The sequence below is a fragment of the Vogesella amnigena genome, assembly GCF_042648905.1.
GTDB classification, from domain to species: Bacteria; Pseudomonadota; Gammaproteobacteria; order Burkholderiales; family Chromobacteriaceae; genus Vogesella; species Vogesella amnigena.
The window spans coordinates 59,366-79,903 of sequence record NZ_JBHRYH010000009.1; the positions used below are offsets into that span (position 1 = coordinate 59,366).

Genomic DNA, 20,538 nt, shown 5'->3' on the forward strand with positions numbered 1-20,538 from the left:
CCGGCAAGCGGAGGCGTTTGTTGGCAACAGTACAGCTTACTCGCCGAGGTAGGCGTTTCGCACGCGCTCGTCGGCCAGCAGGTCCTGCGCCGGGCCACTCATGGTGATGCGGCCGCTTTCCATCACGTAACCGCGCTGCGACACTTCCAGTGCCAGCTTGGCGTTCTGCTCCACCAGCAGCATGGTCACACCTTCCTTGGCCACCATCTGGATGATCTCGAAGATCTTTTCCACGATCAGCGGCGCCAGGCCCATGGACGGCTCGTCCAGCAGCAGCAGCTTGGGCTGGGAAACAATGGCACGCGCCATTGCCACCATCTGCTGCTCGCCGCCGGACAGGGTGCCGGCCAGCTGCTTCTGGCGTTCCTTCAGACGCGGGAACAGCTCGTAGCCGCGCTCGATGTCGCGCTGGATGCCGTCCTTGTCGTTACGGTGGAAACCGCCCATCTGCAGGTTTTCTTCCACGGTCAGCTTGCCGAAGATGCCACGACCTTCCGGCACCATCACCAGGCCATTGCGCACGAAGTTGTACGGTGCAATCGCGGAGGTGTCCTTGCCGTCGAAGTTGATGCTGCCGCCGGACTTCTTCACCATGCCCACCAGGGTTTTCAGCGTGGTGGTCTTGCCGGCGCCGTTGGCACCGATCAGGGTCACCAGCTCGCCCTTGTTGATGTGAAAATCGATGCCGCGCACGGCCTGGATGCCGCCGTAGGCGACTTGCAGGTTTTTGACTTCCAAGAGACTCATGAGTGTGCCGCTCCCAGGTATGCTTCGATAACTTTAGGATCCTTGCGCACCACTTCCGGCACGCCTTCAGCGATTTTCTTACCGTAGTCCAGCACGGCAATGCGATCGCACAGGCCCATCATGAGTTTCACGTCGTGTTCGATCAGCAGCACGGTCACGCCGTCGTTGCGGATCTTTTCCATCAGTGCCTTCAGGCCCTCGGTCTCGCTCGGGTTCATACCGGCGGCCGGTTCGTCCAGCGCCAGCAGCTTCGGCTCGGTGGCCAGCGCACGGGCGATTTCCAGACGACGCTGGTGACCGTAGGACAGGTTGCGGGCACGTTCGTACGCCACATCCTCGATACCCACGTAGCGCAGCAGCTCCCAGGCCTTGGCCTCGATTGCCGCCTCTTCGTCGCGGGTGGCCTTGTTGCGCAGCACCGCGCCCAGTGCATTGGCCTTGGAGCGGATGTGGCGGCCAACCATCACGTTTTCCAGCGCCGTCATTTCATGGAACAGACGGATGTTCTGGAAGGTACGGGCGATACCGCCGGCCACCACGATGTGCGGAGGGGCACGGAACAGGTCCTGGCCGGCGAAGGTGAACTGGCCTTCGTCCGGGGTGTACAGGCCGGTCAGCACGTTGAACAGGGTGGTCTTGCCGGCGCCGTTCGGGCCGATCAGACCGTAGATCTCGCCCTTGTTGATATGCAGGGCAACATTGTTGAGGGCATGCAGACCGCCAAAGCGTTTGTGGATGCCTTCGATTTTCAGCAGAACTTCAGCCATGGCTTAACCTTTCTTGGCATCGTCGAACTCGGCCTGGCGTCGCTTGGACGGCCACATGCCTTCTGGGCGGGTCAGCATCATGATTACCATGGCCAGACCGAACAGCAGCATCCGAGCATTTTCAGGATCGACGATCATCTTGCCGAAAGTGTGCATCTGCAGCGGGCCAATCACGTCACGCAGGATTTCCGGCGCAATGGTCAGCACCACGGCACCCAGGATCACGCCTGGAATATGACCCATGCCGCCCAGTACCACCATGGCCAGGATCATGATCGATTCCAGCAGACCGAAGGATTCCGGCGAGATGAAGCCCTGGAAGGCCGCGAACAGACCACCAGCCACACCACCAGACAGCGCGCCCAGGGCAAAAGCCAGCAGCTTGATGTTGCGGATGTTCAGACCCATCGCCGAAGCGGCAATCTGGTCTTCACGCATCGCTACCCAGGCACGACCGATACGGGAATGCTGCAGGCGCGACACCATGATCACCACCAGCACGGTGAGGAACAGGAACATGTAGTAGTACAGGTGCACCGGGTTCAGGGTGAAGGCACCGATCTGGGTCATCTTGCCCAGCGAGAAGCCGGCAAACTGGATCGGGTCGATCAGGTTGATACCCTGCGGGCCATTGGTGATATTGATCGGCGCGTTCAGGTTGTTCATGAAGATACGCACGATTTCACCGAAACCCAGGGTCACGATCGCCAGATAGTCACCCTTCAGCTTCAGCACCGGGGTACCCAGCATCACACCGAACAGCGCCGCGCAGGCCGCGCCCAGCGGAATGGTGATGTAGAACGGCAGGTGAATGTCGAAGTGCGGCGAGCCCAGCAGCGCGAAGGTGTAGGCACCCACTGCGTAGAAGGCGATGAAACCCAGGTCCAGCAGGCCGGCAAAGCCCACCACGATGTTCAGACCCAGCGCCAGCATCACGTACAGCAATGCAAAGTCGATGGTACGAACCCAGGAGTTGCCCAGCGTGCTGCCTACCACGAATGGCAGAACGGCAAGCACGATGGCAGAGGCGACGAAGACGCCCAGTTTTTTATTGCTAGTCATTGTGTGCTCCTGCCTGGACTTAAGCGCGATCGGCAATCTTTTCGCCCAGCAAGCCGGACGGACGGAAGATCAGCACCACGATCAGCACTGCGAAAGCGAAGATGTCCTGATAGTGCGAACCCAGGAAACCACCGGTGAGGTCGCCGATGTAACCGGCGCCCAGGCTTTCGATGATGCCCAGCAGAATGCCACCGGCCACCGCGCCACCCAGGTTGCCGATACCACCCAGCACCGCAGCGGTAAACGCTTTCAGACCGATCATGAAGCCCATGTAGTAGTGAGCCTGGTCATAGTTGGCTGCAACCATCACGCCGGCGATGGCGCCCAGTGCGGAGCCCATCACGAAGGTAGCGGATACGATGGTATTGACGTTCACGCCCATCAGACCGGCAACGCCCGGGTTCTGGCTGGTGGCGCGCATGGCGCGGCCCAGTTTGGTTTTTTCAACCACCAGCAGCAGGCCGGCCATCAGTACCAGACACAGAATCACGATCAGCACCTGCAGCTGGGTGATGGTGGCACCGAAGATATCGATGGTGTCGTGGTCGAGAATCGGCGGGAACGGAATGTAGTTACGACCCCAGATCATGATGGCAGCCTGCTGCAGCACGATGGACAGGCCAATCGCGGTAATCAGCGGTGCCAGCTTGGGGGCATTGCGCAGCGGACGGTACGCCACGCGCTCGATGGTGTAACCCAGCAGCATACATGCCGGAATCGCCACCATCAGGCCGATCAATACCAGTACGCCGCCCGGAAGCGCCACGCCGGCATTGGTCAAAACGGAAATGACGGTGATGGTAACCATGGCGCCAAACATCACCACTTCGCCGTGTGCGAAGTTGATGAGGCCCATGATCCCGTACACCATGGTGTAACCGAGTGCGATCAGGGCATAAATGCTGCCCAGCACCAGGCCATTCAGGATCTGTTGCAGAAAAATGTCCACGGTGGGATCTCCTTTGGATGAACTTCCCGACGGCTTTTTGTAGGGTGGACCCCCTTGTTGCCGCCTTGCCAGCCATGTAGTGCCGACTGTCAACCAGCCCTACAAGCCGAGCGGATTATGTAGGCGTATCCAATCGACTGTCAATCTTAAAACAGCCGAAACAGGACGTTTTCTGACAAATTTTCCACACAATGCAAGTCATTGATTTAATTGAATTTAATTGCGTAACAAAACGCAACAGCCGCCATGTTGCAGTGCAACCAAGCCATGTTTTCCGTGATCTTTTCCAGCTTTGTTCTATTTAAAAATTTTCGTAATTTTTCATTCTAAAAACATATAGTTTCTTTTTCGAAAACAAATTTGATCGTTTTCGCGCATATGACGAAACAGAAGTCACCAAACTACTGTATACAATCTATCTTATTCGTTTGCGAACGCAAAAAAGCCGCTGCACCATCATCGTGCAGCGGCTTTTATCCAGGTAAAGCGAGCTGTTTTACACCAGCTGGAACGGGTACACCGAGCCCAGACCCAGGATGCCGGTCAGTTCGTCCAGCGCAGTGCGGCATTCCAGCAGCAGCTGCGGGTCACCCAGATCGGCCGGGGCGATACGATCACGATAATGCTTGTTCACCCAAGCATTAAGCGTGCCAAACAATGCATCATTCATCATCACCTTCGGATTTACCGCGGCGATCTCGCGTTCGGACAGTGCCACGCGCAGTCGCAGGCATGCCGGGCCGCCGCCGTTCTGCATGCTCTGTTTCAGGTCGAACACACGCACCTCGGCAATCGGGCCGCCGCTGTTCACCAGCTTCTGCAGGTAAGTCCACACGCGCTCAATGTTGCGACACTCTTCCGGCACCACAATGATCATCTTGCCATCGGCGCGCGACAGCAGCTGGCTGTTGAACAGGTAGCTCTTCACCGCCTCTTCCACGCTCACTTCTGCCTGCGGCACTTCGATGCTGATGAACTTGCCACCGACTGCGGCCAACTTGCGATCCAGCTCGGCCAATACCTCGGCCTGATGCAGGAAGGACTTCTCGTGGTGGAACAGCACATTGCGGTTGCCCACCGAGATCACGTCGTTGTGGAACACGCCGGCATCGATGGTGGCCGGGTCCTGCTGCGCGTACACCACGCCCTCTTCCTTCAGGCCGTGCAGGCGGGCGATGGCCTGACTGGCTTCCAGCGTCTGGCGCGCCGGGAAGCGGGCCGGTGCCGGGTAGCGGCTATCGAAGGCCGCCGCGCCGAACACGAAAAACTCCACGCCGGCGCCATCGTATTCGTGGCAGAAGCGGGTATGGTTGGCCGCACCTTCGTCACCGAAGTGCATCTGGGCCGGCAGCGCCTCGTGTACCGCGAAGCGCGATTCGTCGGCAAACATCGCCTGCAGGATGCGGCGAGTGGTCGGATGCTCGATGGAGCGGTGGAACTTGTTATTCAGGTTGGCCGGAGTGAAATGCACGCGACCATCGGCGGTATCGCCGGACGGGCTGACGGTAGCCGCGTTGGCAGTCCACATGCAGGAGGCCGAGCTGGCCGCAGCCAGGATCGCCGGCGCTTCCTTGGCGGCGCGCTCGACAACCTGCGCGTCGGTACCGCCAAAGCCCAGGCGACGCAGGCTGGCCACGTCCGGGCGTTCGTGCGGGGCCAGCACGCCCTGCTTGAAGCCCATGTCGTGCAGCGCCTTCATCTTGGCCAGGCCCTGCAATGCGGCCAACTTCGGGTTGGATGCCGCGTTCTGGTTGCCGGTGGACGCCACGTTGCCGTAGGACAGGCCGCTGTAGTTGTGCGTCGGACCTACCAGGCCGTCGAAGTTCACTTCAAATGCGTTGCTCACAGTACGATCCCCGGGGAAAGTTGAGATGGAACGGTCAGGCTGTCGCACTCCAGCGACGCCACCGGCCAGGCGCAGTAATCAGCCGCGTAATAGGCGCTGGGGCGATGGTTGCCCGAGGCGCCGATACCACCGAACGGGGCGGCACTGGAGGCGCCGGTCAGCGGCTTGTTCCAGTTCACCACGCCAGCACGGCTTTCCAGCAGATAGTGTTCGTATTCGGCACGGTCATCCGACAGCACGCCGCCGGCCAGGCCGAAGCGGGTGTCGTTGGCGATGTCGATGGCCTCATCAAACGAGGTATAGCGGATTACCTGCAGCAGCGGGCCGAAGAACTCTTCGTCCGGGCGCTGTGCCGCGGTGCTGTCCACGATGCCGGGGCTGAGCAGCGCGCCGGTATCGGACAGGCGCTTCATTTCCAGCAGCAGCTTGCCGCCATTGGCCAGCAGCGTGGCCTGCGCCTTCAGCAGCGCATCGGCAGCCGCATTGGAAATCACCGAACCCATGAACGGTTGCGGCTCTTCGTTATACAGACCCACCTTGAGGTTGGCCGCAACCTGCACCAGGCGCGCCACAAAGGCATCGCCCCACTGCCCTGCCGGCACCAGCAGGCGACGCGAGCAAGTGCAGCGCTGGCCGGCGGAGATGAAGGCGGACTGGATCACGTGATGCACGGCGGCATCCATATCGGCTACCTTGCCGACGATCAGCGGGTTGTTGCCGCCCATTTCCAGCGCCAGGATCTTCTCCGGCTGGCCGGCGAAGTTCTTGTGCAGCAGGTTGCCGGTGGCGGAGCTGCCGGTGAAGAACAGACCGTCGATGCCGTGGTGACCTGCCAGCGCCACGCCGGTATCACGCGCGCCCTGGGTGAGGTTGATCACGCCAGCCGGCAGACCGGCCTCGTTCCACAGGCGCACGGTTTCCTGTGCGGTCCACGGGGTAAGCTCGGACGGTTTGAAGATCACGGTATTGCCCGCGATCAGCGCCGGCACGATGTGGCCATTGGGCAGGTGACCAGGGAAGTTGTACGGGCCGAACACTGCCACCACGCCATGCGGCTTGTGGCGCAGCACCGCCTGCGCGTCACCCATGGCGGCGCTACGCTCGCCGGTGCGCTCTTGGTAGGACTTCACCGAGATGTCCACCTTGTTCACCATGGTGGTCACTTCAGTCTGCGCTTCCCACAGCGGCTTGCCGGTTTCCTTGGCAATGATCTCGGCCAGCGCGGCCTTGTTGGCCGCAAGCAGCTCGCCAAAGCGGTGGGCGATGGCAATGCGCTCGTCCAGCGGACGGCGCGCCCAGGCCTTGAACGCGGCGCGCGCGGCGGCTACGGCGGCATTCACCTGCTCGCTGCCGGCGGCGTTACCGTGCCAGATCGCTTCGCCGGTAGCCGGGTTGCTCTTGCTCATGGCTTCGCCGCTACCAGCCAGCCACAAACCGTTGATGAATTGGGTACTCACTGTGCAGTCTCCTTCGGCGACAGCGCGACCACGCGCACCATGTCACCCTGCTTGATATTCAGTGCCGCGGCCTGTTCGGCAGTGATGTCGATGCCGTCACGGCCAACCTGCTGCTGCGCCATGATCACGCGGAAGCCTTCCAGGCTGGTATTGGACAGCAGCTGGAAATCGCCTTCGGTCACGCTGGCCACGATATTGGCCGGCAGCAGGCGGCTGTCGCGCACTGCGCGGATGTCGCGGGTGTAGGCCTGCACCGTCGGGCCGCCGTCGAAAATGTCGACATAGCCTTCGTAACGGAAGCCTTCGCCATACAGCATTGCCACCGCCGGACGGGTGTTTTCGTGGGTCTGGCCGATCACCGCCTGCGCCTGCTGCGGCAGGAAGTCGATGTACACCGGGAATTTCGGCATCAGCTCGGCCACGAAGGCCTTCTGGCCCACGCCGGTCAAGTAATCCGCCTCGGCAAAATCGATGGAGAAGAAATGGCGGCCCAGCGCTTCCCACAACGGGGATTTGCCATCGGCGTCGGACACGCCGCGCATCTCGGCCACCACCACCTTGCCGAACAGCTCCGGGAACTGCGCCAGGAACAGGAAGCGACTCTTGGACAGCAGGCCGCCATTGCGGTTTACCCGGAAGTCCGGGTGCAGGAACAGCGTGCACAGCTCGCTGTAACCGGTGTGGTCGTTGGACAGGAACAGGGTTTCGTGACGGGTGTACACGCCCAGCTCTTCCGAAGCATGCACGATGGTGCCGACGCGGTAGTTGTACCAGGGCTCTTTCAGACCTACCGCGGCTTCCAGCGCGCAGATACCGCCAACGCGGCCACTTTCGCTGTCTTCCAGCACGAACACGTAGCCACAGTCGGCCTGCTCGGCTTCGCCGGCAAAGGTCTTCTCGGAGCGCGCGATGCGTGCGGCCAACCTTTCCACGTTCACCGGCAGCGAGGTCAGACCCACGCCGGCGCTGCGCGCCAGCTCCATCAGACCGTCCAGATCGCTATCGCGAATCGGGCGAATGATCATCATGCTGCAGTCCTCCCTGCTTGCGGCAGCAGCGGGGCCACGCAGGCCTGCTGTCCGCTGGTGAGTGCCAGTACGCGTGCGGTGTCCGGCGTCATGAACAACACCTCGTCCACCACCACACCACGCGCCTGGGTTACGGCAAATTCCGCGCTGCGATGGTTGGAGATCACCATTTCCACCGCGCCTTCCGGCAGTACCGGCGCCACTTCCACCCGGTGCATGCGCTGCTCGCGCAGGGTGAACAGCTGGTCCACCTCGGCAGTCAGCACCGCGCCGCCGTCGAAGATGTCGATGTAGTTGTCGGCCTCGAAGCCTTCGCGGGTCAGGATATCGAACGGGCGCTCGAAATCCGGATGGATCTGACCGATGGCGTTCTGCGCGGAATCCGGCAGCAACGGCACATAGATCGGATAGGTCGGCATCAGCTCGGCAATGAAGGTCTTGCTGCGCTGGGCAAAGGCCTGCTCCACCTGCGGGAAGTCCATATTGAAGAAGCGGCGGCCGATGGCGTCCCAGAACGGCGACTGGTCGTTGTCATCCAGAATGCCCTGCATTTCCACCAGGATGCGGCGGCCAAAGCGGGCGCGAGCCGCGGAGATGTACATCAGCCGGGCACGCGACAGCAGCTCGTAGGCACGCATCTGCTGCTTGGGCGCACAGAAGTAACCGCACAGCTGGATCTGGCCGGTAAGGTCGTGGCACATGTTCAGCACGTGGATGCGGTTGTTCACCTGCAGCGCGCGCGACGCGTGCACCATGGTTTCGCTGCGGTAGCTGTAGAACGGCTCCTCGAAACCGGCGGAGGCGCTGATGGAAGCGGTACCCACCACCTCGCCTTCGTCTTCCAGCACGAACATATAGTATTCGCGGCCGGTACCGGCGATGGCTTCGTGCTCGAAAGCACCAAGCGAGGACTGGATTTTCTCGTACAGCTTTTCGCGATTGTTCGGCAGGCTGGTAACGCCGATCCCGCTGTCTACCGCCATCTTCTCGATGACTGGCAGGTCGGAAATACGAACTGGGCGCACTGTCAGCATGGCTTGCCTCTCTCTCGTAGTGACCCGGAAATCAGGCGCAACAGCGCCCGTCCTGCCGCCAGCTGGCGGCAGGATTCCCCTGGATTGGTAAGGAATTAGTTAAGTCGCGACTGGAATCAGCCGCGCTTGGCCGCAACCACCGCTGCTACGGCGGCGTCGAAGCGGGCCAGGCCTTCGTCGATGTCCTTGTCTTCCACCACCAGCGACGGGGCGAAGCGCACTACGGACAAACCGGCCACCAGCACCATCAGCTGCTGGGCTTCGGCGGCTTTCAGGAAGTCGCGGGCGTTGCCGGCGAACTCGTCGGTTACCACGGCGCCAATCAACAGGCCCATGCCGCGGATTTCCTTGAACACGTTGTACTTGGCGTTGATGGCGTTCAGGCCGTCAACAAAACGCTGGTGCTTGGCCTGTACACCGGCCAGCACTTCCGGACGGGACACGATTTCCACCACCTTGCCGGCCACGGCGGTAGCCAGCGGGTTGCCGCCGTAGGTGGTGCCGTGGGTGCCTACTGCCAGGCTAGGCGCCACCTTGCTGGTGGTCAGCATGGCGCCAATAGGAATACCGCCGCCCAGGCCCTTGGCCGAGGACAGGATATCCGGGGTCACGCCGTAGGCCTGGTAGGCGTACAGGGTGCCGCAGCGGCCAACACCGGTCTGTACCTCGTCAAAAATCAGCAGCGCGTTGTGCTGGTCGCACAGTTCGCGCGCGGCCTTCAGGAATTCCGGGGTAGCCGGCAGTACACCGCCCTCGCCCTGTACCGGCTCGATTACCACGGCGCAGGTTTTGTCGGAAATCGCTGCTTTCAGCGCGTCGATATTGTTGAACTCGATGTGGGTGATGCCGGCCGGGTTCGGGCCGAAGCCTTCGGCGTACTTCGGCTGACCACCCACGTTGACGGTAAACACGGTACGGCCGTGGAAGGAATTCTTGCAGGAAATGATTTCGTGCTTGTCGGCGCCGAAATGGTCATGAGCGTATTTGCGTGCCAGCTTGAAAGCGGCTTCGTTGGCCTCGGCGCCGGAGTTGCAGAAGAACACGCGGTCGGCAAAGGTCTTTTCCACCAGCTGCGACGCCAGCTGCAGTGCCGGCTCGTTGGTGAACACATTGGACAGGTGCCACAGCTTGTGTGCCTGCTCGGTCACGGTGGCCACCAGTTCCGGATGGCAATGGCCCAGCGCATTCACCGCGATACCACCGGCAAAGTCGATGAACTCGCGACCCTGCTGATCCCACACGCGGGAGCCTTCGCCTTTTACCGGGATGAAAGCTGCCGGGGAGTAGTTGGGGACCATGACCTGGTCGAAAGTTTCGCGGCTGACTTGCTTGCTCATTGATGGGTTCCTTCCTGCAATTTGTCTTGAATTCTTGTGTGGCGACCGTGGCGCGCATGCTGCCTACGGCCTGTCCCTGAAGCTTGCATCGATTCTAATCGAAACTTTTAAGCCGGCCATATCCGCTTTGCGACATGGCCTTACACTTTTTCAAGAGATGTAAGAAGGCGGTGCAAAAACAAAAAATCAAGTCAGCTCAATGAGTTGCTGCAGCTTGTTTGCATCCGGAATGTGAATTTCCCGCCCTTCCACCGTGATTTGCGCCTGCTCCGACAGTTTTTGCAGCACGCGCGAAAAGGTTTCCGGCGTGAGATTGAGCCGCGACGCCATTACCTGCTTGTTCACCGGCAGCGTCACCGCGCCGGCATGCTCGCCTTCGCCCAGCGCCTGCAGCAGGTAGCTCACCACTCGCGCCACCGCGCCCTGCAGGCTGTAGCTGGCCACATCCTGCAGCAGGCCGTGCAGGCGCATCGACAAACCGGCCAGCATGCGCCGCGCCAGCTGCGGGTCGCTATCCAGCAGCGCCAGCAGCGGCTCCGCCGGCACAAACAGTACCAGCGCGTCCTCCAGCGTCTGCGCCATTACCGGGTAACTGCCGGCCATGAACATGATGGCTTCGCCGAAACTCTGGCCGGGGTAGATGATCTCCACCACCTTTTCACTGCCGCTACGCGAGGACACGCTGAGCTTGACCTTGCCGTACACCAGTACGTGCATGCCGTCGCAGCGGTCGCCGCGCTGGAACAGCACCGCGCCCTTGTCGTAGCGATGCTCGGTGGTGACATTGGCGATCTGCTGCAGATGCTCGGGCGAGCAGCTGGCGAACAGCGGCAGGTGCTGCAAAAAACGGATGGCGGATGCTTGCATGGTGGGGGCTCCTGATTTCTTGACGACCATCATTCCCGCCCTGACGGACGGAACGGACACTGCGGTTGTTATGTTTATGGACTGTTAATAACAGTTAGCGCCATGGCCCACCATCCACCATTAGAGCTAATTACCCGCTCGCCGCATCGCGCCGGCTTTGTGCCCGGCATTGCCATCTGCCTGCTGCTGGCAGTGTTCTGGGCGGCAGAGTTGGCCGCACGCCTGACGGGCAGCAGCATCGCCACCAGCATCGCCATTTCGCAGGCGCATGGCCTGATCATGCTGTACGGCATCTTCCCGTTCTTCATGTGCGGCTTTTGCTATACCGCCGTGCCGCGCTGGCTGAATACCGTCAACCCGCCGCCGCGACTGTTTGTTGGCGTGCCGCTACTGCTGCTTGGCGGGGTGCTATGCTGGCTGGCCGGCCTGTGGCTGGGCCACGGCTGGTTGCTAGCCGGCAGCTTGCTGCAGCTGGCGGGCTTGTCCGCCCTGGCGCTGACACTGCTCGGCATGATCCGCCGCAGCCAGGTGGCCGACCGCCGCCATGCCAGCCTGGTGGTGGCCGGCTTCGCACTCGGTGCCGCCGGCCTGCTGTGTGCAGCGCTGTGGCTGGCCGGGCTGTTCGCCAATGGCTGGTGGTGGACGCGGCACCTGGCGCTGTACGGCTTCCTGCTGCCGGTGTTCCTTACCGTGGCGCACCGCATGCTGCCGTTCTTCAGCGGCAGTGTGCTCAAGCCTTACGCCCCGTGGCGACCGTACTGGCTGCTGCAGCTGTGGCTGGCCGGCAGCCTGCTGCATGGCGCGCTGGGCATTGCCCTGCTGCCGCAATGGCCGCTGGACCTGCTGCTGGCCGGGCTGTTCGGCTACACCAGCTGGCGCTGGCAGCTGCGCCGCAGCCTGACGGTGCCGCTGCTGGCGATGCTGCACCTGGCCTTTGCCTGGCTGGGCGCGGCCTTCCTGCTGCTGGCGCTGGCTGACCTGGGGCTGCTGTCGCCGCTGGCCGGCCTGCACGCCATTACCCTGGGATTCTTCATCACCATGCTGGTGGGCTTTGCCTCGCGGGTGATGCTGGGGCACTCCGGGCGACCGCTGCAGGCTTCGCCGGCACTATGGCGGCTGTACCTGCTGCTGCATGGCGTGGCCATGCTGCGGGTACTGGCCGACATCGCCAGCAGTGCGGCCAACCTGCTGCTGGCGGCAGCCTCCGCCCTGCTGGCGCTGCTGCTGCTGGGCTGGCTGTGGCTGGGCGCCCCATGGCTGCTGAAGGCGCGTATCGACGGCAAGGATGGCTGACACGCCATCTGCACGGCATGCAGTCAGGTCAAACCATCATTGAAATAACATCTACGCTGGAGAAAAGATGCAGTAAAGTTGCCGCCAGATTGCCCGCCCCACAGGAGAACACACCATGTCCGAGGCCACCCTGCTGATCGTGGAAGACAGCCAGAGCCAGTGCGCGCTGTACCGCAGCCTATTCGAGAGCTGCTATGCGCTGCGCTTCGCCAGCAATGGCAGCGACGCCCTGGCCAGCGTGGTGGAACAGCTACCGGATGCGGTGTTGCTGGACGTGGAGCTGCCGGACATGGACGGCTACGCGGTATGCCGCCAGCTGCGCGATGGCGGGCATGACATGCCCATCCTGTTTGTCTCCTCCCATGGCAGCCTGCAGGACCGCCTGCAGGGCTACGACGCCGGTGGCAACGACTTCCTGTGCAAACCGGTAGAAGGCCAGGAGATGCTGCGCAAGGTAGCGCTGGCGCTGCGGGCGCATGCAGAAAAGCGCGAGCTGCAGCAAAGCGGCCAGTATGCGTTTTCCACTGCCATGACCGCGATGAGTGCGATGTCGGAAATGGGCGTGCTGATCGACTTTATCCGCAACGCCAGCCGGCTGGGTGACTACAGCCACATTGCCGCCGCCATCTGCAGCACGCTGGATGCCTACGGCCTGCACGGCTGTGTGCAGGTTTACGGCAGCCATGGCGAAAACCTGCGCTCCACCGACGGCCCGGCCACCGCGCTGGAGCAAAGCATCATCGCCAATGCCCGCACCCTGGCGCATATCTACTCCAGCGGCAGCAATACCTCGTTCAACTACCCGCATTGCTGCCTGATCGTGCGCGACATGCCGGTGGACGACGAGACCCGCTGCGGCCGCCTGCGCGACCACCTGGCCATCCTGGCCGAGGTTGCCGCCGCCCGTGCCCAGGCGCTGGACGAGCTGCAGCAGGAGGTTGGCAAGCTCAAACAGCAACTGGATGCCATGCAGGGCGCCATGCTGACCCTGCGGCGCGAGCTGCCGGCCGACAGCGCCGCGCTGGGCCTGTCCGACGAACAGCAGCAACAGCTGGCCCGCCTGTTCGACAGCAAGCTGGTCTCCCTGCTGAAGCAATAGGCCGGTTGGCCGCAAAGCCTTGCCAGGCAAGCATTTGCGGCAAAATCCATGTAGTGCTGCCACTACAGCAAAAGCAGCCTTGTCAGCGGCTTTGGGCTACGGTAAAAGCTGGTTCCCCTTCGCTTACGAGACATGTCATGTCCGCTCCGCTGAATGTTGCCCTGGTGGGTTACGGCTATGCCGGCCGCACCATCCACGCCCCGCTGATCCAGGCCAGCCCGCGTCTGAAACTGCATACCATCGTCAGCAGCAAGGCAGAGCAGGTAGTGGCCGACTACCCCGGCGTGGTGGTGGCCAGCGATACCATGCAGGCGCTGGCCGATGCGCAGATCGACCTGGTAGTGATCGCCAGCCCCAACAACAGCCACTTCATGCACGCCGACTCGGCGCTGGCCGCCGGCAAGCACGTGGTGGTGGACAAGCCGTTTACCGTCACCGTCAGCGAGGCGCAGCAGCTGCTGGTGCAGGCCAAGCATCACCAGCGCCTGCTGTCGGTGTTCCACAACCGCCGCTGGGATGCCGACTTCCTCACCGTGCAGCAACTGCTGGCGGCCGGCACGCTGGGCGACATCGCGCTGTTCGAATCGCGCTTCGAGCGCTACCGCCCGCAGGTGCAGGTGCGCTGGCGCGAATCCGACGTGGCCGGCGGCGGGCTGTGGTATGACCTCGGCCCGCATCTGCTGGATCAGGCGCTGCAGCTGTTCGGCATGCCGCACGCCATTCACGCCGACCTGGCCTGCCAGCGCCCCGGCGCCGTCACCCCCGACTATTTCCACGTGCTGCTGCGCTACCCCCGGCTGCGGGTGCGGCTATCCGGCAGCTGCCTGATCAGCGGCGGCTCGCCGCGTTTTGCCGTGCATGGCAGCCTGGGCAGTTATGTGAAATACGGGCTGGACAGCCAGGAGGCCATGCTCAAGCGCGGGCAGCAGCCGGGCGAGAGCGGCTGGGGCGACGACCCGCTGCACGGCATGCACTACTGGCAGCAGGATGGCGAGGAGCACGGCACGGTCTACCCCACCGTGCCCGGCGACTACCGCTGCTATTACGATGCGGTGGCCGCGGCGATTCTGGATGGCGCGGCCAACCCGGTACCGGCCGAGCAGGCCACGCAGGTGATGCGGCTTATCGAACTGGGCGCCGACAGCGCCAGACGCGGCCACGAGTTGCCGGTGAACGGTTACTGAGCCCCACCCCACCAGACAACACCGCAAAGCGACGAGAGCCCCCTCCCCGGAAGCACGGCGCCTATCCGGACTACCCGGCTGGCGGCAAAAAGCACAAGGCCCGGCGAGCCGGGCCTTGCTGTTACCAGAACGGTTGTCGTTCAGGCGTAGTTCTGCGGGAACAGCGCGCGCTCCACCGATTCGATCAGGATGTGGATCACCTTGATATGCAGCTCCTGCACGCGGTCGGCGTACTTGCCGCCGGGGGTGCAGACATCGATATCAGCCAGCTGGCCGATTACCGAATCCGGCCGCCCGGTCAGCGCCACCACCACCATGCCCATGGCCTTCGCCTCCTTCACCGCCGCCAGCACGTTCTTGCTGGTGCCGCTGGTGCTGATGGCCAGCAGCACATCGCCGGCGCCGGCATGCGCCTCCAGGTAGCGCGAGAAGATTGCCTCGTAGCCGTAGTCGTTGCCCACGCAGCTGATGTGACTGGGATCGCTGATCGATGCCGCCGGCAGCGCCTTGCGATCCAGGCGGTAGCGGCCGGACAGCTCCTCGGCAAAGTGCATGGCATCGCACATCGAGCCGCCGTTGCCGCAGCTGTACACCCGCTTGCCATTGCGGTACGCCGTTACCAGCGCATCGCCAGCAGCATCGATGGCTGCCAGCGCCTGCTGGTTGGACAGCAGCGCGTCCAGGGCACTGCGCGCTTCGGTGAGGGTGGCAACAATATGCGGTTTCATGGTGTCAGCCTGATTGATCTTGATGGGCGGGCATTGTACCCGCCTCGCCCGCCATGTGCAGTACCCCTTCCGGTCTAGGCTGCATTTGCAGCCTGCGCCAGCAGGCCGGATGTGCCGATGCTGGCCGTGGCCTGCCGCGCCGCGGACTGTGCCGGCTGCGGCGGCAGGGTGAAATAGGCAATCGCCGCCTTCAGTTCCCCCGCCATCTGTTCCAGCTGGCCAGCGGAAACCGCGGACTGCGTGGCTGCAGTGCTGGTTTCCTCGGTCATCTGCGCCACCTGCTCCACATTGCCGGCAATGCTGCCGCTGGCAGCCTGCTGCTGTGCCAGCGCCACCGCCACCGCCTGGATGGCCTGATTGATGCGGCCAACATCGCCGCTGATGCCAGCCACGGTGTCGCGCACCTGCCGGGTCTGCTGCAGCCCCTGCTCCATGCCGGCCACCGTGGCGTGAATGCCGCTGACCACCTGCTGGCTGCTGCCCACCATCTCGGCAATGATGTCGCTGATCTGGCGGGTGGACTGCGCGGTGCGCTCTGACAGCTTGCGCACCTCGTCCGCCACCACGGCGAAGCCGCGCCCGGCCTCGCCGGCCCGCGCAGCCTCGATGGCAGCATTCAGCGCCAGCAGATTGGTCTGCTCGGCCACGTCGCGGATCACCGCCACCACGCCGGAAATCTGCTGCGACTTGCTGCCCAGCAGATCGGCCTGCTGTTGCGACTGTCGCACCTGCTTCCCCACTTGCTCGATGGTGTCCAGCGTGGCGGCGATCACCGTTTCGCCATCTGCAGCCAGGCGGCCGGCGCTGTCGGCATCGCGCACCACGTCGCGCGAGTTGTCGCTGACCGAGGCAATGCTCACCGACAATTGCTCCACCGATGCCGACATGGCAGCTGCCGAGCGGGTTTGCTCCTCGGCGGTTACCGCCACCTGTTCGGAGGATGCGGCCAACTCGGTAGCATTGATCGACAGCCGCTCGATGACCTGTTCCAGGTTGTGCACCAGCCGGCCCAGCGCGGCCTGCATCGCCGCCATGCTGGCAACCACGCTGCCATCGTCGCCGGCACGCACCTGCAGGCTCTGGCTGAGATCGCCGGCGGCAATGCCGCGCGCCAGCCGCACCACGTCGGACGGCTCGCCGCCCAGCTGGCGCAGCAAACCGCGAATGATCACCCAGCCCATGCCGGCACCCAGTGCCAAGCCGCACAACAGCAGCAGCAGCGACAGCTGCGCACTGCGCTGCGATGCCGCCGCCGACTCGGCATATTGCTCGGCCGCCACCCGCAACTGCAGGGCGATCAGCCCCGCCACCGGCGTGGATACCGGGTCGATGGCCGGGTACAGCCGGCTATCGGTGAATTGCTGCAAGCCGGCCATGTCCCCCGCCTGCGCCAGCTGACGCAACGTGTTCACCGCCTGGTCGGCAGCCACCATCGCCCGCTCGGTCTGCTGCACCAGTTGCTGTTCTTCCGGTGTCAGCAAGGTGCTGCGGTAGGCTTGCCACTCCCGGGCAATATCGTTGCGCGCGGCATCCAGACGCTGCTGGAAGTCCGCGCTGCTCAGCGCGCCGCTGCGCAGCTTCTGCGCCGAATCCACCACGTTCACCGCATAGGCATCCGCCACCTGCTTCAGCTGCTGCAGCGGCACAACGCGGTCGTGATAGGTACTGGCATAGGCGGCTATGATCCGGGACTGCACATACATGCCATAGCCGCCAACAGCGGCGGCTATGAGCAATAACAGGCCCAGCAGCAGACTCAGGCGCTGGCCGATGGTGAGGTGACGCAACATGTCGTTTACTCCGGTGGTGGGTGGTGTAACCGTTAATAACGATAAATCCCCTTGTTACTTAGCCACCGGCCGCAATCATGTCAATCAAATAAAATGCATACGGTATTTATACCTAGCCAGCCAGCACATGCCGCCGACAGCAATAAAAATGCGCCTGCTGACGCCGCGGCAACGGTAAATGTCTATACCAATGCTGCCAGCACGCGTTACGGGCATGAGCAGCCTGGAACCGGTCGGCCAGCCGACTGCAGCAACAGCACCAGATCGGCACAATCCATGCCAACGGAATTAGCCGCCATATTGCCAGCGACCATCCCTACCCACCCGCTCACGACCAGCGCAGCACCGCCTCCGGCCGCAACCCCAGCGCCAGGCTGCTGCCGGGCTGCGGGCAAAGCGGCAGCTCGCGGGCGGTGAGCAGCAACTGCCACGGGCCGTCATCTCCCTGCACGCTTACCCGCCAGCCGTCGGCCTGCGGCGCTACCGCCAGCACCCGGCGCAGCGGCTGGCCATCCCCCAGCACAAAGGCCTGCGGCGGAATCGCGTAGTCGGCAAACACATTATGAAAGCCGACAAAACGCGCCACCCAGCTGCTGGCCGGCCGCGCCAGGATTTCCGCCGGGCTGCCCTGCTGCACGATGCGGCCGTGCTGCAGGATGGCCACCCGCTGCGCCAGGGTGAAGGCTTCGTGCCGGTCGTGCGTCACCAGCAGCGCCGGCACCTGCAGCGCCAGCAGATGCTGCTGCACATCGGCCAGCAGCTGCTGCTTAAGATCGGTATCCAGGCTGGAAAACGGCTCGTCCAGCAGCAGCAGTTGCGGCCGGCACACCAGCGCACGCGCCAGCGCCACCCGTTGCCGTTCGCCGCCGGACAGCGCATGGCAGGCGGCGCCGCCACGCCCGGCCAGCCCCACCGCCGCCAGCATCGCCTCGGCCTGCTGCCGCGCCTCGCGCCGTGGCATGCCACGCTCGACCAGGCCGAACGCCACGTTGGCCGCAGCATCCAGGTGTGGAAACAGCGCGTGATCCTGGAACATCATCGCCAGCTGGCGCTGCTCCGGCGGCAAGGCCAGCAAGTCGCGGCCATGCAGCCGCACGCTGCCGGCATCCGGGCGCTGCAAGCCGGCCAGCACCGCCAGCAAGCTGCTCTTGCCTGCGCCGGATGGCCCCAGCAAGGCCACGGTCTCGCCCGGAGCCACCTGCAGCGACACCGCATCCAGCACCTGGCGCCGCTGGTAGGCAAGACTCAAGCCATCAATCTGCAGCACGATGTTTCTCCGGCCATTCAATGATCAAAAACGCCAACAGGGCAAAGCCCAGCAGCAAGCAGGTGAGCAGCATGGCCTGCTCCAGGTTGGCCGCACCGGCCCGCCCCAGCCGCTGGTAGATCAGCGTGGTAAGTGTGGTCCACTCCGGCCGCGACAGGAACAGCGTCACCGCGAACTCCCCCACCTCGGTGGCGGCGGCAAACGCCAGCCCGCGGCGCAGCGCCGGGCGGATCAGCGGCAGGCTGACGCGGCAAAAGCTGCGCCACGGCGTGGCGCCCAGGGTACGTGCTGCCGCCGGCAGGCTGGGCGGCAGGCTGGCCAGCGCGGCGGCCACTGCCTTGGCGACAAAGGGATAGGCCAGCAGCGCATAGGCCGCCAGCAGCAACCACAGGCTGGCGCTGAACTGCGGATACAGCAGCAGCAAGCCAAAAGCCAGCATCACCGGCGACACCATGAACGGCAGAAAGCCCAGTGCCCGCAGCCACCACCAGCGTGCCGCCACCACGCCATGCGCCAGCCCCAGCAGCAGCGCCAGCGCCAGCGCCCCGGCAGTAAAACGCAGCGTGTTGGCAATGGCCGCCAGCACCTCGGCATCCCACAGCCCCTGCCAGCTGGCGGCATCGGCCAGCAACGCCCGCCAGACAATGGCCAGCAAGGGAGCCGCACTGCACAACAGCAGTACCGTCAGCGCCAACGCCAGCTGCAGCCATTGCGGCCAACCCTGCGGGCGCTGACAGAGGCTGGGATCAGGCCGCGCCTCCTTCACCAGCCGGCGCTCCAGCCAGGCATAGCCGCCAGCCGCCAGGCTGCCCACCAACAAGGCCAGCAGCGCCAGCGCGCCGGCATCGGCCAGGTTCAGCTCGTAGGCCACCAGCGAATAGATTTCCACTTCCACCGTGGCATAGCGCTGCCCGCCCAGCAGCAGCGCCAGGCCAAAACCGGCAAAGCAGTACAGAAAGATCAGGCACAGCGCCGAGGCCAGCCATGGCCGCACCACCGGCCACTCCACCCGCCAGAAGCAGCGCCACGGCGTGGCGCCCAGTGTGCGCGCCACCAGCAGCCGGCTGGCCGGCACCTGGCTCAGGCCATCCACCGCGGCCCGCACCAGCAGCGGCAGGTTGTAGAACAGATTGCCGTACAGCAGCAGCCACGGCGTGTCCTGCAGATCGATACCGCTGATACCGTGCGGCCCGAACAGCGCCAGCACGCCCAGGCCGGCCACCAGCGTGGGCATCACGAACGGCAGCAGCAGCAGGCGCAGCAGCAGGCGGCGGCCGGCAAAATCGTAACGCGCCAGCACCCAGGCCAGCGGCAGCCCCACCAGCAGACACAGCAGGCAGCTGGCAAGCGCCTGCCCCAGCGACCAGGCCAGCCGCCACTGCAGATAGCTGTCCTGCAGCAGCCCGGGGCTGACGGCGATACCGCCCTCCCACAGCAGCCGCGCCAGTGGCGCCGCCACCATGGCCAGCAGAAACAGCAGCGGCAGCAAGGCCAGGCTGCCGCGCAGCGGCCAGCTCATGCGCCGTACTCCAGCAGGTACACCAGCTCGTCACCATCCTGTTGATCCAGCCAGCGGCCTAGCTGCCGAAAACCGAAGCGCCGCGCCAGCGCCAGCGACGGGTGGTTGTGCGGCGTGATGGACAGCACGAAACGTTGCTGACCATGCTCACGCCGCGCCCAGTGCAACATGGCGGCCAGCGCCTCGGCGGCATAACCCTGGCGGCGATATGGCGGGTACACGGTGTAGCCCAGCTCCACCGCACCCGGTGCCAGCTCCTGCAGGTAGTCCGGCCCCGGCGTGCTGTGAAAACCGATATGGCCGAGCATGCGGCCGCTGTGCCGACACAGCATGGCGCGCAGCGACCACGGCGCATAAGCGCCATCAGCCAGCATGTCGGCCAGGCGCAAGGCCATCAGCGCCTGCTCGCCCAGCCAGTCCTCCGGCAGCACCGCGCCCAGCCGCGCGCCGGCCTCGGCATGGCGACCGTTGCAGCCCAGCCGCAGCACCTCGGCATCCAGCGGCCGCAGGTGCAAGCGCGGGCTATGGACATCGGCATGTTGCCGCTGCGCACACACCAGCACC

Annotated in this window: 18 protein-coding genes; 3 read left to right on the forward strand and 15 right to left on the reverse strand. The window is 63.9% G+C overall.

Annotated features, from left to right (window positions below; translation table 11 throughout):
- Positions 1 to 36 precede the first annotated feature (36 nt).
- The 10 genes from ACFOKJ_RS03885 to ACFOKJ_RS03930 form a co-directional block, all read right to left on the reverse strand.
- Positions 37 to 747: an ABC transporter ATP-binding protein gene (locus tag ACFOKJ_RS03885; RefSeq protein ID WP_390276789.1), complete on the reverse strand. Its 711-nt coding sequence runs from the start codon at positions 745 to 747 to the stop codon at positions 37 to 39.
- The gene (locus ACFOKJ_RS03890) at positions 744 to 1,514 is read right to left on the reverse strand and encodes an ABC transporter ATP-binding protein (protein ID WP_390276790.1); all 771 of its coding nucleotides are present in this window, start codon (positions 1,512 to 1,514) and stop codon (positions 744 to 746) included. The genes ACFOKJ_RS03885 and ACFOKJ_RS03890 overlap by 4 nt, the downstream gene beginning before the upstream one ends.
- Positions 1,515 to 1,517: 3 nt before the next feature.
- Positions 1,518 to 2,576 (reverse strand): ABC transporter permease subunit, encoded by a 1,059-nt coding sequence (locus ACFOKJ_RS03895; protein WP_390276792.1) that lies wholly within the window; start codon positions 2,574 to 2,576, stop codon positions 1,518 to 1,520.
- A 19-nt stretch (positions 2,577 to 2,595) separates the two neighbouring features.
- Positions 2,596 to 3,525: a branched-chain amino acid ABC transporter permease gene (locus ACFOKJ_RS03900; protein ID WP_390276793.1), complete on the reverse strand. Its 930-nt coding sequence runs from the start codon at positions 3,523 to 3,525 to the stop codon at positions 2,596 to 2,598.
- A gap of 496 nt (positions 3,526 to 4,021) precedes the next feature.
- Entirely contained in the window at positions 4,022 to 5,371 is a 1,350-nt protein-coding gene (gene astB / locus ACFOKJ_RS03905; RefSeq protein WP_390276794.1) for an N-succinylarginine dihydrolase, read from the reverse strand.
- On the reverse strand, positions 5,368 to 6,828 hold the full coding sequence (gene astD, locus ACFOKJ_RS03910; RefSeq protein WP_390276795.1) for a succinylglutamate-semialdehyde dehydrogenase: 1,461 nt from the start codon (positions 6,826 to 6,828) through the stop codon (positions 5,368 to 5,370). The genes astB and astD overlap by 4 nt, the downstream gene beginning before the upstream one ends.
- Positions 6,825 to 7,856, reverse strand: coding sequence for an arginine N-succinyltransferase (astA, locus tag ACFOKJ_RS03915; RefSeq protein WP_390276797.1), 1,032 nt, complete (start codon positions 7,854 to 7,856; stop codon positions 6,825 to 6,827). The genes astD and astA overlap by 4 nt, the downstream gene beginning before the upstream one ends.
- Positions 7,853 to 8,890, reverse strand: coding sequence for an arginine N-succinyltransferase (locus ACFOKJ_RS03920; RefSeq protein WP_390276798.1), 1,038 nt, complete (start codon positions 8,888 to 8,890; stop codon positions 7,853 to 7,855). Before ACFOKJ_RS03920 ends, astA begins: the two co-directional genes overlap by 4 nt.
- 116 nt (positions 8,891 to 9,006) lie before the next feature.
- A complete protein-coding gene (locus ACFOKJ_RS03925) occupies positions 9,007 to 10,227 on the reverse strand; it encodes an aspartate aminotransferase family protein (protein WP_390276799.1) in 1,221 nt (406 codons plus the stop codon).
- Between the two features lie 186 nt (positions 10,228 to 10,413).
- Positions 10,414 to 11,094, reverse strand: a complete 681-nt coding sequence (locus ACFOKJ_RS03930; RefSeq protein ID WP_390276800.1) for a Crp/Fnr family transcriptional regulator — start codon at positions 11,092 to 11,094, stop codon at positions 10,414 to 10,416.
- 102 nt (positions 11,095 to 11,196) lie between these two features.
- Here ACFOKJ_RS03930 and ACFOKJ_RS03935 point away from each other — a divergent pair, with 102 nt between their 5' ends.
- The 3 genes from ACFOKJ_RS03935 to ACFOKJ_RS03945 all read left to right on the forward strand — a co-directional run bounded on the left by ACFOKJ_RS03935 (position 11,197) and on the right by ACFOKJ_RS03945 (position 14,670).
- Complete coding sequence (locus ACFOKJ_RS03935; protein WP_390276801.1) at positions 11,197 to 12,387, forward strand: NnrS family protein; 1,191 nt, start codon at positions 11,197 to 11,199, stop codon at positions 12,385 to 12,387.
- Between the two features lie 115 nt (positions 12,388 to 12,502).
- Positions 12,503 to 13,486 carry a response regulator transcription factor gene (locus ACFOKJ_RS03940; RefSeq protein ID WP_390276802.1) on the forward strand — a complete coding sequence of 328 codons (984 nt, stop codon included), beginning with the start codon at positions 12,503 to 12,505 and terminating at the stop codon, positions 13,484 to 13,486.
- A gap of 137 nt (positions 13,487 to 13,623) precedes the next feature.
- Positions 13,624 to 14,670: an oxidoreductase gene (locus tag ACFOKJ_RS03945; protein WP_390276803.1), complete on the forward strand. Its 1,047-nt coding sequence runs from the start codon at positions 13,624 to 13,626 to the stop codon at positions 14,668 to 14,670.
- Between the two features lie 140 nt (positions 14,671 to 14,810).
- Here ACFOKJ_RS03945 and ACFOKJ_RS03950 read toward each other — a convergent pair whose 3' ends face one another.
- The 5 genes from ACFOKJ_RS03950 to ACFOKJ_RS03970 form a co-directional block, all read right to left on the reverse strand.
- Positions 14,811 to 15,398, reverse strand: coding sequence for a D-sedoheptulose-7-phosphate isomerase (locus ACFOKJ_RS03950; RefSeq protein ID WP_390276804.1), 588 nt, complete (start codon positions 15,396 to 15,398; stop codon positions 14,811 to 14,813).
- Between the two features lie 74 nt (positions 15,399 to 15,472).
- Positions 15,473 to 17,188: a methyl-accepting chemotaxis protein gene (locus ACFOKJ_RS03955; protein ID WP_390276805.1), complete on the reverse strand. Its 1,716-nt coding sequence runs from the start codon at positions 17,186 to 17,188 to the stop codon at positions 15,473 to 15,475.
- A 328-nt stretch (positions 17,189 to 17,516) separates the two neighbouring features.
- Positions 17,517 to 18,455, reverse strand: a complete 939-nt coding sequence (locus ACFOKJ_RS03960) for an ABC transporter ATP-binding protein (RefSeq protein WP_390276806.1) — start codon at positions 18,453 to 18,455, stop codon at positions 17,517 to 17,519.
- The gene (locus ACFOKJ_RS03965) at positions 18,442 to 19,974 is read right to left on the reverse strand and encodes an ABC transporter permease (protein WP_390276807.1); all 1,533 of its coding nucleotides are present in this window, start codon (positions 19,972 to 19,974) and stop codon (positions 18,442 to 18,444) included. Before ACFOKJ_RS03965 ends, ACFOKJ_RS03960 begins: the two co-directional genes overlap by 14 nt.
- On the reverse strand, positions 19,971 to 20,537 hold the full coding sequence (locus ACFOKJ_RS03970; RefSeq protein WP_390276808.1) for a GNAT family N-acetyltransferase: 567 nt from the start codon (positions 20,535 to 20,537) through the stop codon (positions 19,971 to 19,973). The genes ACFOKJ_RS03965 and ACFOKJ_RS03970 overlap by 4 nt, the downstream gene beginning before the upstream one ends.
- Between the last annotated feature and the right edge of the window lies 1 nt (position 20,538).

What these genes read in the sequence shown, in the direction of transcription:
- ACFOKJ_RS03885 (WP_390276789.1), bottom strand. Translation starts at nt 747, where the DNA reads ATGAGTCTCTTGGAAGTCAAAAACCTGCAAGTCGCCTACGGCGGCATC.
- ACFOKJ_RS03890 (WP_390276790.1), bottom strand. Translation starts at nt 1,514, where the DNA reads ATGGCTGAAGTTCTGCTGAAAATCGAAGGCATCCACAAACGCTTTGGC.
- ACFOKJ_RS03895 (WP_390276792.1), bottom strand. Translation starts at nt 2,576, where the DNA reads ATGACTAGCAATAAAAAACTGGGCGTCTTCGTCGCCTCTGCCATCGTG.
- astA (WP_390276797.1), bottom strand. Translation starts at nt 7,856, where the DNA reads ATGATGATCATTCGCCCGATTCGCGATAGCGATCTGGACGGTCTGATG.
- ACFOKJ_RS03920 (WP_390276798.1), bottom strand. Translation starts at nt 8,890, where the DNA reads ATGCTGACAGTGCGCCCAGTTCGTATTTCCGACCTGCCAGTCATCGAG.
- ACFOKJ_RS03925 (WP_390276799.1), bottom strand. Translation starts at nt 10,227, where the DNA reads ATGAGCAAGCAAGTCAGCCGCGAAACTTTCGACCAGGTCATGGTCCCC.
- ACFOKJ_RS03930 (WP_390276800.1), bottom strand. Translation starts at nt 11,094, where the DNA reads ATGCAAGCATCCGCCATCCGTTTTTTGCAGCACCTGCCGCTGTTCGCC.
- ACFOKJ_RS03935 (WP_390276801.1), top strand. Translation starts at nt 11,197, where the DNA reads ATGGCCCACCATCCACCATTAGAGCTAATTACCCGCTCGCCGCATCGC.
- ACFOKJ_RS03940 (WP_390276802.1), top strand. Translation starts at nt 12,503, where the DNA reads ATGTCCGAGGCCACCCTGCTGATCGTGGAAGACAGCCAGAGCCAGTGC.
- ACFOKJ_RS03945 (WP_390276803.1), top strand. Translation starts at nt 13,624, where the DNA reads ATGTCCGCTCCGCTGAATGTTGCCCTGGTGGGTTACGGCTATGCCGGC.
- ACFOKJ_RS03950 (WP_390276804.1), bottom strand. Translation starts at nt 15,398, where the DNA reads ATGAAACCGCATATTGTTGCCACCCTCACCGAAGCGCGCAGTGCCCTG.
- ACFOKJ_RS03955 (WP_390276805.1), bottom strand. Translation starts at nt 17,188, where the DNA reads ATGTTGCGTCACCTCACCATCGGCCAGCGCCTGAGTCTGCTGCTGGGC.
- ACFOKJ_RS03965 (WP_390276807.1), bottom strand. Translation starts at nt 19,974, where the DNA reads ATGAGCTGGCCGCTGCGCGGCAGCCTGGCCTTGCTGCCGCTGCTGTTT.